This is a genomic window from Flavobacterium sp. C3NV, assembly GCF_046825355.2.
Classification (GTDB): domain Bacteria; phylum Bacteroidota; class Bacteroidia; order Flavobacteriales; family Flavobacteriaceae; genus Flavobacterium.
In genome coordinates this window covers 60,811-75,345 of the sequence record NZ_JBKQBJ020000017.1, presented here as the reverse complement: position 1 = coordinate 75,345, position 14,535 = coordinate 60,811, and the positions used below count along the sequence as shown (strand labels likewise).

At 35.2% G+C, this 14,535-nt stretch carries 18 protein-coding genes; 16 read left to right on the top strand and 2 right to left on the bottom strand.

Annotated elements, in window-relative coordinates; translation table 11 throughout:
* Positions 1–10: 10 nt before the first annotated feature.
* Together ACIDC4_RS20730 and ACIDC4_RS20725 are read right to left on the bottom strand one after the other, a co-directional pair.
* Positions 11–3,226: a SusC/RagA family TonB-linked outer membrane protein gene (locus ACIDC4_RS20730; protein ID WP_412043698.1), complete on the bottom strand. Its 3,216-nt coding sequence runs from the start codon at positions 3,224–3,226 to the stop codon at positions 11–13.
* 87 nt (positions 3,227–3,313) lie between these two features.
* Positions 3,314–4,843, bottom strand: coding sequence for a ShlB/FhaC/HecB family hemolysin secretion/activation protein (locus ACIDC4_RS20725; RefSeq protein ID WP_412043699.1), 1,530 nt, complete (start codon positions 4,841–4,843; stop codon positions 3,314–3,316).
* A gap of 353 nt (positions 4,844–5,196) precedes the next feature.
* Between ACIDC4_RS20725 and rpsL the strand changes: the two genes are divergently transcribed.
* The 16 genes from rpsL (at position 5,197) to rplX (ending at position 14,534) form a co-directional block, all read left to right on the top strand.
* Positions 5,197–5,580: a 30S ribosomal protein S12 gene (rpsL, locus tag ACIDC4_RS20720; protein WP_007136570.1), complete on the top strand. Its 384-nt coding sequence runs from the start codon at positions 5,197–5,199 to the stop codon at positions 5,578–5,580.
* 117 nt (positions 5,581–5,697) lie between these two features.
* Complete coding sequence (gene rpsG / locus ACIDC4_RS20715) at positions 5,698–6,174, top strand: 30S ribosomal protein S7 (protein ID WP_007803600.1); 477 nt, start codon at positions 5,698–5,700, stop codon at positions 6,172–6,174.
* Between the two features lie 10 nt (positions 6,175–6,184).
* Entirely contained in the window at positions 6,185–8,341 is a 2,157-nt protein-coding gene (fusA, locus tag ACIDC4_RS20710) for an elongation factor G (protein ID WP_412043700.1), read from the top strand.
* A gap of 11 nt (positions 8,342–8,352) precedes the next feature.
* Positions 8,353–8,658 carry a 30S ribosomal protein S10 gene (gene rpsJ, locus ACIDC4_RS20705; protein ID WP_007803605.1) on the top strand — a complete coding sequence of 102 codons (306 nt, stop codon included), beginning with the start codon at positions 8,353–8,355 and terminating at the stop codon, positions 8,656–8,658.
* Between the two features lie 403 nt (positions 8,659–9,061).
* Positions 9,062–9,679 carry a 50S ribosomal protein L3 gene (gene rplC, locus ACIDC4_RS20700; protein ID WP_007803612.1) on the top strand — a complete coding sequence of 206 codons (618 nt, stop codon included), beginning with the start codon at positions 9,062–9,064 and terminating at the stop codon, positions 9,677–9,679.
* Positions 9,679–10,308: a 50S ribosomal protein L4 gene (gene rplD, locus ACIDC4_RS20695; RefSeq protein ID WP_395357230.1), complete on the top strand. Its 630-nt coding sequence runs from the start codon at positions 9,679–9,681 to the stop codon at positions 10,306–10,308. The genes rplC and rplD overlap by 1 nt, the downstream gene beginning before the upstream one ends.
* A 7-nt stretch (positions 10,309–10,315) precedes the next feature.
* The gene (gene rplW / locus ACIDC4_RS20690; RefSeq protein ID WP_017495018.1) at positions 10,316–10,606 is read left to right on the top strand and encodes a 50S ribosomal protein L23; all 291 of its coding nucleotides are present in this window, start codon (positions 10,316–10,318) and stop codon (positions 10,604–10,606) included.
* Between the two features lie 9 nt (positions 10,607–10,615).
* The gene (gene rplB / locus ACIDC4_RS20685) at positions 10,616–11,440 is read left to right on the top strand and encodes a 50S ribosomal protein L2 (protein ID WP_007803623.1); all 825 of its coding nucleotides are present in this window, start codon (positions 10,616–10,618) and stop codon (positions 11,438–11,440) included.
* Between the two features lie 6 nt (positions 11,441–11,446).
* Complete coding sequence (gene rpsS, locus ACIDC4_RS20680) at positions 11,447–11,725, top strand: 30S ribosomal protein S19 (RefSeq protein ID WP_012022488.1); 279 nt, start codon at positions 11,447–11,449, stop codon at positions 11,723–11,725.
* 6 nt (positions 11,726–11,731) lie between these two features.
* On the top strand, positions 11,732–12,145 hold the full coding sequence (rplV, locus tag ACIDC4_RS20675; protein ID WP_007803631.1) for a 50S ribosomal protein L22: 414 nt from the start codon (positions 11,732–11,734) through the stop codon (positions 12,143–12,145).
* A gap of 5 nt (positions 12,146–12,150) precedes the next feature.
* Positions 12,151–12,909, top strand: a complete 759-nt coding sequence (gene rpsC / locus ACIDC4_RS20670) for a 30S ribosomal protein S3 (RefSeq protein WP_012022487.1) — start codon at positions 12,151–12,153, stop codon at positions 12,907–12,909.
* A 19-nt stretch (positions 12,910–12,928) separates the two neighbouring features.
* A complete protein-coding gene (rplP, locus tag ACIDC4_RS20665) occupies positions 12,929–13,354 on the top strand; it encodes a 50S ribosomal protein L16 (protein ID WP_007803637.1) in 426 nt (141 codons plus the stop codon).
* Between the two features lie 13 nt (positions 13,355–13,367).
* Positions 13,368–13,559: a 50S ribosomal protein L29 gene (gene rpmC, locus ACIDC4_RS20660; RefSeq protein WP_007803639.1), complete on the top strand. Its 192-nt coding sequence runs from the start codon at positions 13,368–13,370 to the stop codon at positions 13,557–13,559.
* Between the two features lie 17 nt (positions 13,560–13,576).
* A complete protein-coding gene (gene rpsQ, locus ACIDC4_RS20655) occupies positions 13,577–13,837 on the top strand; it encodes a 30S ribosomal protein S17 (protein ID WP_007803646.1) in 261 nt (86 codons plus the stop codon).
* A gap of 2 nt (positions 13,838–13,839) precedes the next feature.
* Positions 13,840–14,208 (top strand): 50S ribosomal protein L14, encoded by a 369-nt coding sequence (rplN, locus tag ACIDC4_RS20650; RefSeq protein WP_007803649.1) that lies wholly within the window; start codon positions 13,840–13,842, stop codon positions 14,206–14,208.
* 11 nt (positions 14,209–14,219) lie between these two features.
* Complete coding sequence (gene rplX / locus ACIDC4_RS20645; RefSeq protein WP_007803650.1) at positions 14,220–14,534, top strand: 50S ribosomal protein L24; 315 nt, start codon at positions 14,220–14,222, stop codon at positions 14,532–14,534.
* Position 14,535 lies beyond the last annotated feature (1 nt).

The window sequence follows — 14,535 nt, the reverse complement described above, 5'->3', positions numbered from 1 at the left end:
TTTTTTGGTATTAAAATTTGAATGTTAAGTTAAATCCAATATCTCTGGTTGTTGGAAGTGATCCAACTGAGTAACCTCTAGAGCTATTTCCTGAAGACAATCCGCTTTCTGGATCTGCGTATGGTAGATTTTTACTGATTATCCATAAATTCGATCCTACTAGGCTTGCTGATGCCGAGCTTAAGAATGTGTTCTCGAACATTTTTTTAGGGAAGTTGTATGTGATTGATACTTCTCTTAATTTTACGAATGAAGCATCGTAAATAAAAGCTTTGTTTGGAGCTGCTCCATATCCCATAGTGTTTTCAATTGTTCCGCCTTCTGTTCTTACGGTATTAACTGATCCGTTTGGTGCTACACCTGGTTGTATAACTCCATTTTCTCTCATATCACCTACGGCAGTTTCTTTGTATAATCCAGAAGCAAGACCATAATACATATCCAGAGAGAAAATATCTCCACCTTTTTGAGTGTCAATTAAGAATCCAAAAGTTAAATTTTTGTATGTGAATTTATTTCTAACACCACCAATCCAATCTGGAGTAATGTTTCCAATTACATTGCTTGAAGAAGTAGTAATCATATATTTTCCTGTCGCTTGATCTACAGTTGGTTGTCCGTTTGTGTAAACGTAATCCGTTCCTTTTAAGGCTCCATAAGCTTCTCCAGGAGCGGCATTAACTGTAACTCCACCTTGGAAAGATCCTAATTGAAGGTTGTCAAGTCCATTTGGTAATGAAATAACTTTACTTCTGTTATTTGACCAGTTAATGATAATTTCCCAGGTAAAATCTTTTGTTTTAATTGGAGTACCATTTAATTGAAGTTCTAAACCTTTGTTTTCAATATTTCCACCATTAACAAGTCCGTTTGTATAGCTGGAAGCAGAAGATACTGCTGCAGATACAATTTGATCAACAGAGTTTGTTTTGTAGTAAGTAATATCAAATCCTAAGCGTCTGTCTAGCATGCTTGCTTCTAAACCAACTTCGAATGATTTTGTTCTTTCTGGTTTAAGTTCTGGATTTTTATTAATACTACGGAATGGAAGTAATAATGAATTTGTATAAAGAGGTTGTCCTTGAAAATTAGAAACTCTTGTATAAGTGTTGTTAAGTTGTAATGCGTCTGCGTCGTTACCAACTTCGGCATAGTTAACTCTGAATTTTCCTAGATTTAACCAGTTTGCTTTTACTACGTTTGAGAATAAAAAAGATCCTGAAACGGCTGGATATACGTAAGAGTTGTTGTCGTCTGGTAATGTAGATGAAACGTCTCTTCTGATAGATGCATCTAGAAAATAAGTGTCAAGATACCCGATAGATGCCTGAGCGTAAATACCATTAACACCTGAAGATATTTTTGCTTCTTTTGGGAATGGTAAGTCTAATTTCGAGTTAGATAAAGCATAGATTCCGGGTACTACTAATCCACCAACTGTTGATGATAGTACATTGTCTCTGTCGTTTCTTCTTATGTTTGTTCCAAGAACTCCGTTTACGCTAATGTCGTCTCCGAATTTTTTATTGAAGTTTAACATAAAATCGTAATTGATTTCTTGAAAGCTAATGTCATTTCTTTGGTATCCTGATGATTCATCAACTGGAGAAAGACCAAATCCTGAAGCAATAGAACCAATCGCTCTTCTTTCTTCCTGAAGTTGTTTGTAGGTGTCTAAGGAAGCTCTTCCTAATGCGCTTAACCATGGAGTGATTTCGTAGTTTAAGGATGCGTAGCTAAATAAACGAGTTCTGTCATCAGATGAGTAGTTCTGATAACGTGTAAAGTAAGGGTTGTCCCAATAAGCTGGCACTAAACCTTCCGGCGTAGTAGGGTCGCTCCAGTTCCAGGTTATGTTTTGGCCTCCTGATGCAAAATAAACATCTTTTTGAGCTTGAACATCAGTGTTAGTTTGCCACCATTGTCTGAAGTTACTCATGATGTTATCATTGTAACCAGTAGAGTTTCGACCTACTGTGCTTTGTAATGTAACCGAAGCATAAGCGTTAGCGGTAAGTTTATCAGTAACTTTTTGGCTAAATCTTGCGCTTATCTGATTTTTCTTCAATTCACTATTTGGTAAAATACCTGTTTGATTTGTGTTAACATAGCTCATAGATAAGCTTGATCTTTCTGTAGATTTTTCAAGAGAGATACTGTTAACGAAGGTTTGAGCATCTTTAAAGAAAGTTACAGGACCATTTTTTGCAGCGGCCCATGGAGTTGCTTTTCCATAATTTGGCGAAAATGGTGTAAAAGCATCCCATTGATATACTAGCTGATTGTTGAATGCGTCTCCATCAGATGCATCATTTGATGTATCTACAGTATCCGGTGTTCCGGTTCCTAAAAATGAGGATCCAAAACCATATCCTGAACCGTATCTGTTTTGGTATGTAGGAAAAGTGGATTTGTCGATACTTCCATTTGTGAATCCGCTTGAGAAAGAAAATCCTATTTTGTTGTCATTTGACTTTCCTTTTTTTGTTGTTACCATTACAACACCATTTGCAGCTCTTGATCCGTAAAGTGCTGTTGCAGCAGCTCCTTTAAGAATGTTAATGCTTTCAATGTCTTCTTGGTTAATGTCTGATGCATTGTTACCGTAATCGTAACCTCCGCCTCCTACTTGCTGAGAAGATGCATTTGAGTTTGAATTGTCAATTGGCACACCGTCAATTACCCAAAGTGCCTGGTTGTTTCCTGTAAGAGATTTGTTTCCTCTAATTACAACGTTTGTAGATCCTCCAAAGTTGTTATTTCTTTGAACTTCTACACCAGCAGCTTTACCAGATAAAAGATTTGCAACGTTTGCACTTCCTGCTCCGCCGTTAACATCTGCACCTGAAATTTGTTGAGAGGCATATCCCAGAGATTTTTTTTCTCTTTTAATACCCATCGCCGTAGTTACTACAACTCCCTCTAGTTGTTGGGCATCTCCGGATAACTTAGTATTTACTTGTGATGAGCTCGCTGTTATTTCTTGCGTTTTCATCCCAATGTAGCTAAATACTAAAACTTGACTTGTTGTTGCTTTGATAGAATATTTTCCATCAAAATCGGTTTGTGTTCCGGTTTTTGTTCCCTTTATCAATACACTCACACCTGGAAGCGGCATGCCTGCATCATCGGTAACAGTTCCCGAAACGGTTCTTTCTTGCGCGAAGGTTAATTGCGCGAATAGCACTAATAATAGCACTAAAAATCCATTGAACTTTGGCTTCATTTTCTCAATTATTTTGAATTAGTGTTACAATATTCATAATAATTAGTTAATAAACCTAACGTTATGTTAACGAATTTTTAAGAATGGTTAAAATTTAACATTATAACATATATTAACGATAGTGTTAAATAATTGAATTTCGTTAAGCTTTCCCCCGCCATTAGTGAGATTAATCCGTAATAGACCATTCGGGGTTTGGATATTTGTTCCGATTCCAATTCCTGTTAAATTTTTGATTTTATGCGGATTTTGACTATTTGTTAAATCTTGGTAAAGAGCGTAATCTAAAATTGAATTTATGTATAAATTGCTTGATACAACATATCGGTATTCTGTTAGAAGCATTGCTGCAAAATTACCTTGAAGGCTATTTTCAGAAAAACCTCTTATCGAGTTCATTCCGCCAAATCGAAATAATTCGTTTGTTATGTAGTTTTTGCTTTTTAGATATAGATTTTGCGAGTTAAGATAGATAAAGTTCTTTTTATTCAGTTCGAAATTATACGACAGGTTAAGGTTTGACGAAAATTGCTTGCTTGGTTCAGCTGTTTCAGGGTTGTCATTGGTGTCTCTTTTTCCGTAACCAATTATGAAGTTAAGTGATGCTTTTTTTGGAAATAGGTTATTGATGTAATCTGTTTTTTTATATTCTAAAGTCGATGTTATATAAGAGTTTTTATAGTCGCTAATGGTGGAGTTGTTGGTGTTCTGAATATCGCTTGATTCAGTAGATTGGTATCCCAGATATATTTTTGAATTATAATTAATATAATATCCCAAATCAATTGCTGTTTTTGTGTTTTGAAAAGTGCTGTCTTGTTTGAATATGTTTAATTGCGCTTTTATTCCTAGCGGCGACTGAAATATATACGGAATTTCTAATTTGGTATTAAAAGTCTTTTGCTGATTTCCATCGCTTTTCCAGTACAATGAAAATTGCTCGCCGGCATGTAGTGTGTTTATGAGTGCTATGTCAAGGTAGCCATTGATGGTTGTTTTTTTATTTTCGTCATTAGAAAATCCAATGTAGCCATCAAAAGTATTAGCTTTTCTTTTTTCTATGTAGGTGTAAATTTTGGTTGAATCGTTTGTAAATAAAATTTGAGGATACTTGGTTTGAGTTACAAACTCGAAATTATTTATGTCATCATATAATTCCTTTACAGTCTGTTGGTTGAAAGTTTTGTTGAGATATTTTTTGTTTAATTGTTTTAAGTGTCCTTTAGGGAAAAAGTTTTTTTCTTCCAAATTAATCTGGGTTAGAATAATTGAATTTACAGTGCGTTTTTTTTCAGATTTAAAATTTAAATCAGCGTAAATTATTAAATTCTTTCTCTTGATGTTTTCAAGTTTTATTTTGCTAAGTGCAAAACCTTTCTTTTCAGCTTCAATTATTTTTTGGTTTAGAAAATTTTCAACTTCATAGTAAGGGATAATTATGGTGTCTTTTTGTGTATTTGTCGATTCAGAAAAAAGATTATTTGTACCTATATATATATGTATCTCTTTAATTCTTTTTTTTAAGTGAATTATTGAGGAATAAGTGCTGTCGTTTATTTGTTTGAGTCGCTGTGTTTGATTGTCTAAATAACCAATTTTGTTCAGTTTTTCAGACATGATTGTTGTCTCTCTATTTAATGATTTAATATTAGGGTGTTTGGTGTTGTAATTAATGGAGTCAATTATTTGATTTTCGATTTTGCTTGAGCCTGTTATTTTTAAATAAAAATTTTGGCTATAGCTCAATGTGCTGAGTAGGAAAGTAATTATGTATAAAAGATGTTTCAAGTCTAATTGTTTGGTTTTTAAAAGTATTGCAAATATCTATTATTTGTTTGTAAAAGTTTAAGCTTAAATAATGTTATTGAAAATTAATGAATTAACGTTTGTATACTGAAAAATATTTTATACATTTGCAACCCCGTAAAAAGCGGGAATTTAATATACATAATAAATTTTTAGTATTAATTATGCCAACAATTCAACAATTAGTAAGAACAGGAAGAACTCAGATAACTAAGAAGAGTAAATCGGTTGCTTTAGATTCTTGTCCTCAAAGAAGAGGGGTTTGTACGCGTGTTTACACTACTACACCAAAAAAACCAAACTCTGCAATGCGTAAAGTAGCGCGTGTACGTTTGACAAATGGTAATGAGGTGAATGCTTACATCCCTGGAGAAGGACACAATTTACAAGAGCACTCGATAGTATTAGTTAGAGGTGGAAGGGTAAAAGATTTACCAGGTGTTAGATATCATATCGTTCGTGGAGCGCTTGACACGTCAGGAGTTGCAGGAAGAACGCAAAGAAGATCTAAGTACGGTGCTAAACGCCCAAAAGAAGCAAAAAAGTAATTTAAAACGTTAAGAGTTGGAGGTTAGGAGTTAAGCGTTGGGGGTTGAAACTTAGGTAGAAATCTGTAACAAATAACATTTAACGGATAACCTATAACTTTTTATTAAAAAAAAGACATGAGAAAAAGAGCGGCAAAGAAAAGACCACTTTTACCAGATCCTAGGTTTAACGACCAATTGGTAACACGTTTTGTGAACAACTTAATGTGGGATGGTAAGAAATCTACAGCTTTCAAAGTATTTTATGATGCAATTGACATCATTGAGTCTAAAAAGCAAGATTCAGAAAAATCTTCATTAGAAATTTGGAAAGATGCTTTAACAAACGTTATGCCTCACGTAGAAGTACGTAGTCGTAGAGTAGGTGGAGCTACATTTCAAATTCCAATGCAAATTAGACCAGACAGAAAAATTTCTATGGCAATGAAGTGGTTAATACTTTATTCTAGAAGAAGAAATGAAAAATCTATGGCACAACGTTTAGCGTCAGAATGTTTAGCTGCTGCTAAAGAAGAAGGTGCTGCGGTTAAGAAAAGAATGGATACTCACAAGATGGCAGAAGCTAATAAAGCTTTCTCTCACTTTAGATTTTAATTCGTAAGAAATGGCTAGAGATTTAAAATATACAAGAAATATCGGAATTGCTGCTCACATTGATGCTGGTAAAACAACAACAACTGAGCGTATCCTTTTTTATACTGGTAAAACTCACAAAATTGGTGAAGTACATAATGGTGCTTCTACAATGGACTGGATGGAACAAGAAGCAGAAAGAGGTATTACAATTACTTCTGCAGCTACTACTTGTGAGTGGAATTTTCCAACTCAACAAGGAAAAGTTTTGCCGGAAACATTGTCTTACCACTTTAATATTATTGATACTCCCGGACACGTTGATTTTACTGTAGAGGTAAATCGTTCTTTACGTGTACTTGATGGATTGGTTTTCTTGTTTAGTGCAGTTGATGGTGTTGAGCCTCAGTCTGAAACTAACTGGAGACTTGCTGATCAATATAGAGTTCCTCGTATGGGATTCGTTAATAAAATGGACAGACAAGGTTCTAACTTTTTGAATGTATGTCAACAAGTTAGAGATATGTTGAAATCTAATGCAGTTGCAATCACTTTGCCAATTGGTGAAGAGAATGATTTCAAAGGTGTAGTTGATTTAGTGAAGAATCAGGCTATTATATGGCATGATGAAACTTTAGGGGCTACTTTTGATATTGTGCCTATCCCTGAGGATATGCTTGCAGAGGTAAAAGAATACAGATCTATCCTTATTGAAGCAGTTGCTGATTATGATGAGAATCTTTTGGAGAAATTCATGGAAGATGAAAATTCTATTACAGAAGAGGAAATCAATAAAGCTTTAAGAGCTGCTACTATAGATATGGCAATTATTCCAATGCTTGCTGGTTCTTCTTTCAAAAACAAAGGAGTTCAGTTTATGTTGGATGCTGTATGTAAGTATTTACCATCTCCAATGGATAAAGAAGGTATTGAAGGGATTCACCCTGATGATGCTGAATTATTAGAGGAAGATCAAACTAAAATCTTGCGTAAGCCAGATGTAAAAGAGCCGTTTGCTGCTTTGGCATTTAAAATTGCTACTGATCCATTCGTAGGTCGTTTAGCTTTCTTCCGTGCTTACTCTGGACGTTTAGATGCTGGTTCTTATGTTTTGAACACTCGTTCAGGAAATAAAGAAAGAATTTCTCGTATCTATCAAATGCACGCAAACAAACAAAATCCAATCGAATTTATTGAGGCTGGAGATATTGGAGCTGCTGTTGGATTTAAAGATATTAAAACTGGAGATACATTGTGTGATGAAAAACACCCAATTATTCTTGAGTCTATGAAATTCCCTGCGCCGGTAATTGGTATTGCAATTGAACCTAAAACTAAAGCTGACGTTGATAAAATGGGTATGGCTTTGGCTAAATTAGCTGAAGAAGATCCAACATTTACGGTTAGAACAGATGAGGCTTCAGGGCAAACAATTATCTCTGGTATGGGTGAGCTTCACTTAGATATCTTGGTAGATCGTATGAAACGTGAATTTAAAGTTGAAGTGAACCAAGGTGAGCCTCAAGTTGAATATAAAGAAGCGTTTACTAGAAGTGCAACACATAGAGAGACTTATAAGAAACAATCAGGAGGTCGTGGTAAATTCGGTGATATCGTATTTACACTTGAGCCGGCTGACGAAGTTGATGGTAAAGTACCTGTAGGATTGCAATTTATTAATGCTGTAAAAGGTGGTAACGTTCCTAAGGAATATATTCCATCTGTAGAAAAAGGTTTCCGTGAAGCTATGAAAACTGGTCCTTTAGCGGGATACCAAGTAGATAGTTTGAAAGTAACTTTAACTGACGGATCTTTCCACCCTGTCGATTCTGATGCTCTTTCTTTTGAATTAGCTGCAAGAATGGGTTATAGAGAAGTTGCTAAAGCTGCTGGAGCGGTAATTCTTGAGCCTATCATGAAAATGGAAGTTATTACTCCTGAAGAAAACATGGGGGATATCGTAGGTGATATCAACCGTCGTAGAGGTCAGGTTAATGACATGGGTGACAGAAATGGAGCTAAAACTATTAAGGCTGATGTGCCTTTGTCAGAAATGTTTGGATATGTAACAACATTAAGAACATTATCTTCTGGTAGAGCTACTTCAACAATGGAGTTTTCTCACTATGCAGAAACACCTTCTAATATTTCAGAAGCTGTAATTAAAAAAGCAAAAGGTAACGCTTAATTCTTAAGAAAATGAGTCAAAAAATCAGAATAAAACTAAAATCTTACGATCACATGTTGGTAGATAAGTCTGCTGAAAAGATCGTAAAAACAGTAAAAACTACTGGAGCAGTTGTAACAGGTCCAATTCCGTTACCAACTCACAAAAAACTTTTCACTGTGTTACGTTCTCCGCACGTTAACAAAAAAGCGAGAGAGCAATTTGAAGTAATGTCATACAAGAGATTGATTGATATTTATTCATCTTCATCTAAAACTATTGATGCATTAATGAAACTTGAATTGCCAAGTGGAGTTGAAGTAGAAATAAAAGTATAATTTTTTTATTATATTTTATATAGAAAAGCGAGACAGAAATGTCTCGCTTTTTTTTATGGCGAAAAAAATATTTGATAATTTTTAGTCAAATATTAATAGATGGCAATTGTTTTGCTTTTAGTTGAAATGTCTTTGGTTTAGGCTGTTGCGAAGGTTTTTTTTATTTAATATTAGGTGAGTGTTAAGGTAATGAGGTTTGAGGGTTAAGGTGCTGAAAAATATTTTTCAGGGGAAAAAAAATATTGGCGGTGCTGAGATCGATGCTTTGATTTTGATTATGAGCTATTTAATTTTTCTAACTGTTTGGTATATTCAATTTTAATGTATACTTTTGCACTCCCTGTTTGGAAATTTCTGTTATTTTCAAATTGAAGGGAATTTTAGTAATTAATAATTAATATTTATGTCTGGGTTAATTGGTAAAAAAATCGGCATGACTAGTATTTTCGACGAAAACGGGAAAAACATTCCTTGTACAGTAATCGAGGCTGGGCCGTGTGTTGTTACCCAAGTCAGAACCAAAGGTGTTGACGGGTACGAAGCGTTGCAACTTGGTTTCGATGACAAAAACGAGAAACATTCCACTAAAGCGGCTTTAGGTCACTTTAAAAAAGCTGGAACTGTTGCTAAGAAAAAAGTCGTTGAATTTCAAGATTTTGCAACTGAACAAAAATTAGGAGATCTTATTGATGTTTCTATTTTTGCTGAAGGAGAATTTGTAGATGTACAAGGTGTATCTAAAGGTAAAGGTTTTCAAGGGGTTGTTAAACGTCACGGATTTGGTGGTGTTGGACAAGCAACTCACGGTCAACACAACCGTTTAAGAGCGCCAGGTTCTGTGGGAGCTTCTTCTTATCCATCTAGAGTATTCAAAGGAATGCGTATGGCTGGAAGAATGGGAGGAGACAATGTAAAAGTTCAAAACCTTAGAGTTTTAAAAGTGGTTGCTGAAAAGAACCTACTTGTTATTAAAGGATGTGTTCCTGGACATAAAAACTCTTATGTAATCATTCAGAAGTAATGGAAGTAAAAGTATTAGATTTCAACGGAAAAGATACTGGAAGAAAAGTTCAACTTTCTGATTCAGTATTCGCAATTGAACCAAACAATCACGCTGTATACCTTGATGTAAAGCAATATCTTGCTAATCAAAGACAAGGAACCCACAAAGCTAAAGAAAGAGCTGAAGTGACAGGAAGTACACGTAAGATTAAAAAACAAAAAGGAACAGGTACAGCTCGTGCGGGAAGTATCAAAAATCCATTGTTTAAAGGTGGTGGAACAATTTTCGGACCAAGACCAAGAAGTTATTCATTCAAATTGAATAAAAGCTTGAAAAGATTGGCAAGAAAATCAGCTTTCTCAATCAAAGCAAAAGAGGCGAATATCATCGTTCTTGAAGACTTTAATTTTGAAGCGCCAAACACTAAAAATTTCATTAACGTTTTGAAAGCTTTAGGGTTAGAAAATAAAAAATCTCTATTTGTGTTGGGAGAGTCAAATAAAAATGTATATTTGTCGTCACGCAATTTAAAGGCTTCTAATGTCGTAACTAGCTCAGAATTAAGCACTTACGCTATTTTAAACACTAATAATTTAGTGCTTTTAGAAGGTTCTTTGGAGTTAATCGAAGAAAATTTAAGCAAATAATAGGAATATGAGTATCATAATTAGACCTATAGTAACAGAAAAAGTAACCAAAGAAAGTGAAGTTTTAAACCGCTTCGGATTCGTTGTTGACAAAAAAGCAAACAAAGTTCAAATTAAGAAAGCTGTTGAAGCTGCTTATGGAGTAACTATCGTTTCAGTTAACACGATGAACGTAAGACCGGATAGAACTACAAAATACACTAAAAGTGGTTTGATCAGTGGAAAGACAAATGCAATTAAAAAAGCGATTGTTCAAGTACAAGAAGGAGAAACAATTGATTTTTACAACAATATCTAAGATAGAAAAATGTCAGTAAGAAAATTAAAACCTATTACCCCAGGTCAGCGATTTAGAGTTGTGAATGGTTATGACGCCATTACAACTGATAAGCCGGAACGCTCTTTGATAGCGCCGATAAAAAACTCTGGAGGTAGAAATAGTCAAGGAAAGATGACCATGCGTTATACGGGTGGTGGTCACAAGCAGAGATATCGTATTATTGATTTCAAAAGAACTAAAGACGGAATTCCGGCTACTGTGAAATCAATCGAATACGATCCAAATCGTACTGCATTTATCGCTTTATTAGCGTATGCTGATGGAGAGAAAACTTATGTAATTGCTCAAAACGGATTGAAAGTTGGTCAGAAATTAGTTTCTGGTCCAGAATCTCAACCTGAAATTGGTAATACATTGCCTTTAAGTAGAATTCCTTTAGGAACTGTAATCTCTTGTATTGAGTTACGTCCAGGTCAAGGAGCAGTAATTGCTCGTTCAGCTGGTACATTTGCTCAATTAATGGCAAGAGATGGAAAATATGCTACAATTAAAATGCCATCTGGTGAAACAAGATTAATCTTGTTAACTTGTTCGGCTACAATTGGAGCTGTTTCTAATTCAGATCACCAATTAGTTGTATCAGGAAAAGCTGGTAGAACAAGATGGTTAGGAAGAAGACCTAGAACAAGACCTGTTGCAATGAACCCTGTTGATCACCCAATGGGTGGTGGAGAAGGACGTTCTTCTGGTGGACATCCACGTTCAAGAAATGGAATACCAGCAAAAGGTTATAGAACTCGTTCTAAGAAAAACCCGAGTAACAAGTATATCGTAGAACGTAGAAAGAAATAATAAGATATGGCACGTTCATTAAAAAAAGGACCTTTCGTTCATTATAAGTTAGACAAGAAAGTTCAGGAAAACGTAGAAAGTGGTAAAAATAGTGTAGTGAAGACTTGGTCTAGAGCTTCTATGATTACTCCGGATTTCGTTGGACAAACTATCGCAGTTCATAACGGTCGTCAATTTGTACCAGTTTACGTAACAGAAAACATGGTAGGTCACAAATTAGGAGAATTTTCACCAACTAGATCTTTTAGAGGTCATGCTGGAGCAAAAAATAAAGGTAAAAAATAAGAAGCAATGGGAGTTCGTAAAAGAGAAACAGCAGATGCGAGAAAAGAGGCTAATAAGTCTATTGCTTTCGCAAAATTGAATAACTGCCCTACTTCACCTAGAAAAATGCGCTTAGTAGCGGACTTGGTAAGAGGTCAGAAGGTAGAAAGAGCACTTAACATCTTAAGATTTAGTTCTAAAGAAGCTTCAAGAAAATTAGAGAAACTATTATTATCTGCAATCAACAACTGGGAGCAAAAAAATAGTGAAGGTAATTTAGAAGAAGCTGGATTATTTGTTAAGGAGATCAGAGTAGATGGTGGAATGATGTTGAAAAGACTTCGTCCAGCTCCACAAGGTCGTGCACACAGAATAAGAAAACGTTCTAATCACGTAACAATCGTGCTTGGAGCTATCAATAACACACAAAGCAATTCTTAAGCAGCATGGGACAAAAGACAAATCCAATTGGAAATAGACTTGGTATCATCAGAGGGTGGGACTCAAACTGGTATGGTGGAAATGATTACGGTGATAAACTTGCCGAAGATCACAAAATCAGAAAGTATATCCACGCTCGTTTATCAAAAGCTAGTGTATCTAAAGTAATCATCGAGAGAACTTTGAAACTTGTAACCGTTACTATCACTACTGCTAGACCTGGTATCATTATCGGAAAAGGTGGACAAGAGGTAGACAAGTTGAAAGAGGAACTTAAGAAAGTTACTGACAAAGAGGTTCAAATCAACATCTTTGAAATCAAAAGACCTGAATTAGATGCTTATCTTGTGGCGACAAGCATCGCTCGTCAAATCGAAAGCCGTATTTCTTACAGACGTGCAATCAAAATGGCTATTGCTGCTTCTATGCGTATGAACGCTGAAGGTATCAAAGTTTTGATTTCTGGTCGTTTGAATGGTGCAGAGATGGCACGTTCAGAAGGTTTCAAAGAAGGTAGAATTCCTCTATCAACTTTCAGAGCAGATATTGATTATGCTTTGGCTGAAGCTCACACTACTTATGGTAGAATGGGTATCAAAGTATGGATCATGAAAGGTGAAGTTTATGGAAAGAGAGATCTTTCTCCACTTGCAGGAATGGATAAAAAACAATCTGGAACTGGTGGTGGTAAAGGTGGAGATGCTCCTAGAGGTAAATCTAACTTTAATAAAGGTGGAAAACCAGACGCTCGTAAAAGAAAGTAAATTTTTAAACTAAAGAAAAATGTTACAGCCTAAAAGAACAAAATACCGTAAGGTACAAAAGGGTAAAATGAAAGGTAACTCTCAAAGAGGGCATGAACTTTCTAATGGAATGTTTGGTATTAAATCTGTACATGAAGATGGAATGTTCTTAACTTCTCGTCAAATCGAAGCTGCGCGTATTGCTGCAACTCGTTTCATGAAGAGAGAAGGACAATTATGGATCAAAATATTTCCAGACAAACCAATTACTAAGAAGCCTCTTGAGGTACGTATGGGTAAAGGTAAAGGTGCCGTTGAATATTGGGCTGCCGTTGTTAAACCCGGAAGAATTATGTTTGAAGTTGGAGGAGTTCCTTTATCAGTTGCAAAAGAGGCTTTACGTCTTGCAGCTCAAAAGCTTCCAGTAAAAACTAAATTCGTCGTTGCTAGAGATTTCGAAGCATAATTAAATTTATATTATGAAACAATCAGAAATAAAAGATCTTTCTGCAGCGGAGTTGCAAGAAAAACTTAGTCAAACTAAGAAAATATATGCTGACCTAAAAATGGCTCACGCTATTTCTCCAATTGAGAACCCACTTCAAATTAGAAGTGTAAGAAGAACAGTTGCAAGATTGGCTACAGAGTTAACTAAAAGAGAGTTACAATAATTGTATTCTGCTGAAAGATGGAAGAAAAAAGAAATTTAAGAAAAGAAAGAATAGGTGTTGTTACTTCAAATAAAATGGATAAATCTATTGTTATTGCTGAAGTAAGAAAAGTAAAACACCCATTATACGGTAAGTTCGTGTTGAAAACAAAGAAATACGTTGCACACGACGAAACAAACGACTGTAACATTGGAGATACTGTAAGAATTAGCGAAACGCGTCCTTTAAGTAAAACAAAATGTTGGAGATTAGTTGAAATCTTAGAAAGAGCTAAATAATTATGGTACAACAGGAATCAAGACTAAAAGTAGCAGATAACACGGGAGCAAAAGAAGTTTTAACTATCCGTGTTTTAGGAGGTACCAAAAGAAGGTATGCCTCTGTTGGTGACAAGATTGTAGTATCTATTAAAGATGCAACTCCTAACGGTAACGTTAAAAAAGGAGCTGTTTCAACTGCAGTTGTTGTACGTACCAAAAAAGAAGTGAGAAGAGCTGATGGTTCTTATATCCGTTTCGATGATAATGCATGTGTTCTTTTGAACGCTGCAGGGGAAATGAGAGGAACTCGTGTTTTTGGTCCGGTAGCAAGAGAACTTCGTGAAAAACAATTCATGAAAATTGTATCATTAGCACCAGAAGTGCTTTAATTCGTTTTAAGATGATAAAGCTAAAAATAAAATCAGGAGATATCGTAAGAGTTATTGCTGGAGACCATAAAGGTGCTGAAGGTAAAGTATTACGTGTTTACCGTGAGAAAAATAAAGCGATAGTTGAAGGTGTAAACATGGTTTCGAAACATACAAAACCAAGTGCTAAAAACCCTCAAGGTGGTATCGTTAAGAAAGAAGCTTCTATACAAATATCTAACATTTCACTAATTGATCCTAAAACTAAGGAAACAACTAGAGTTGGTATTAGAGTAGAAGGAGATAAGAAAGTAAGATTTTCAAAAAAATCTAATCAAGTACTATAGT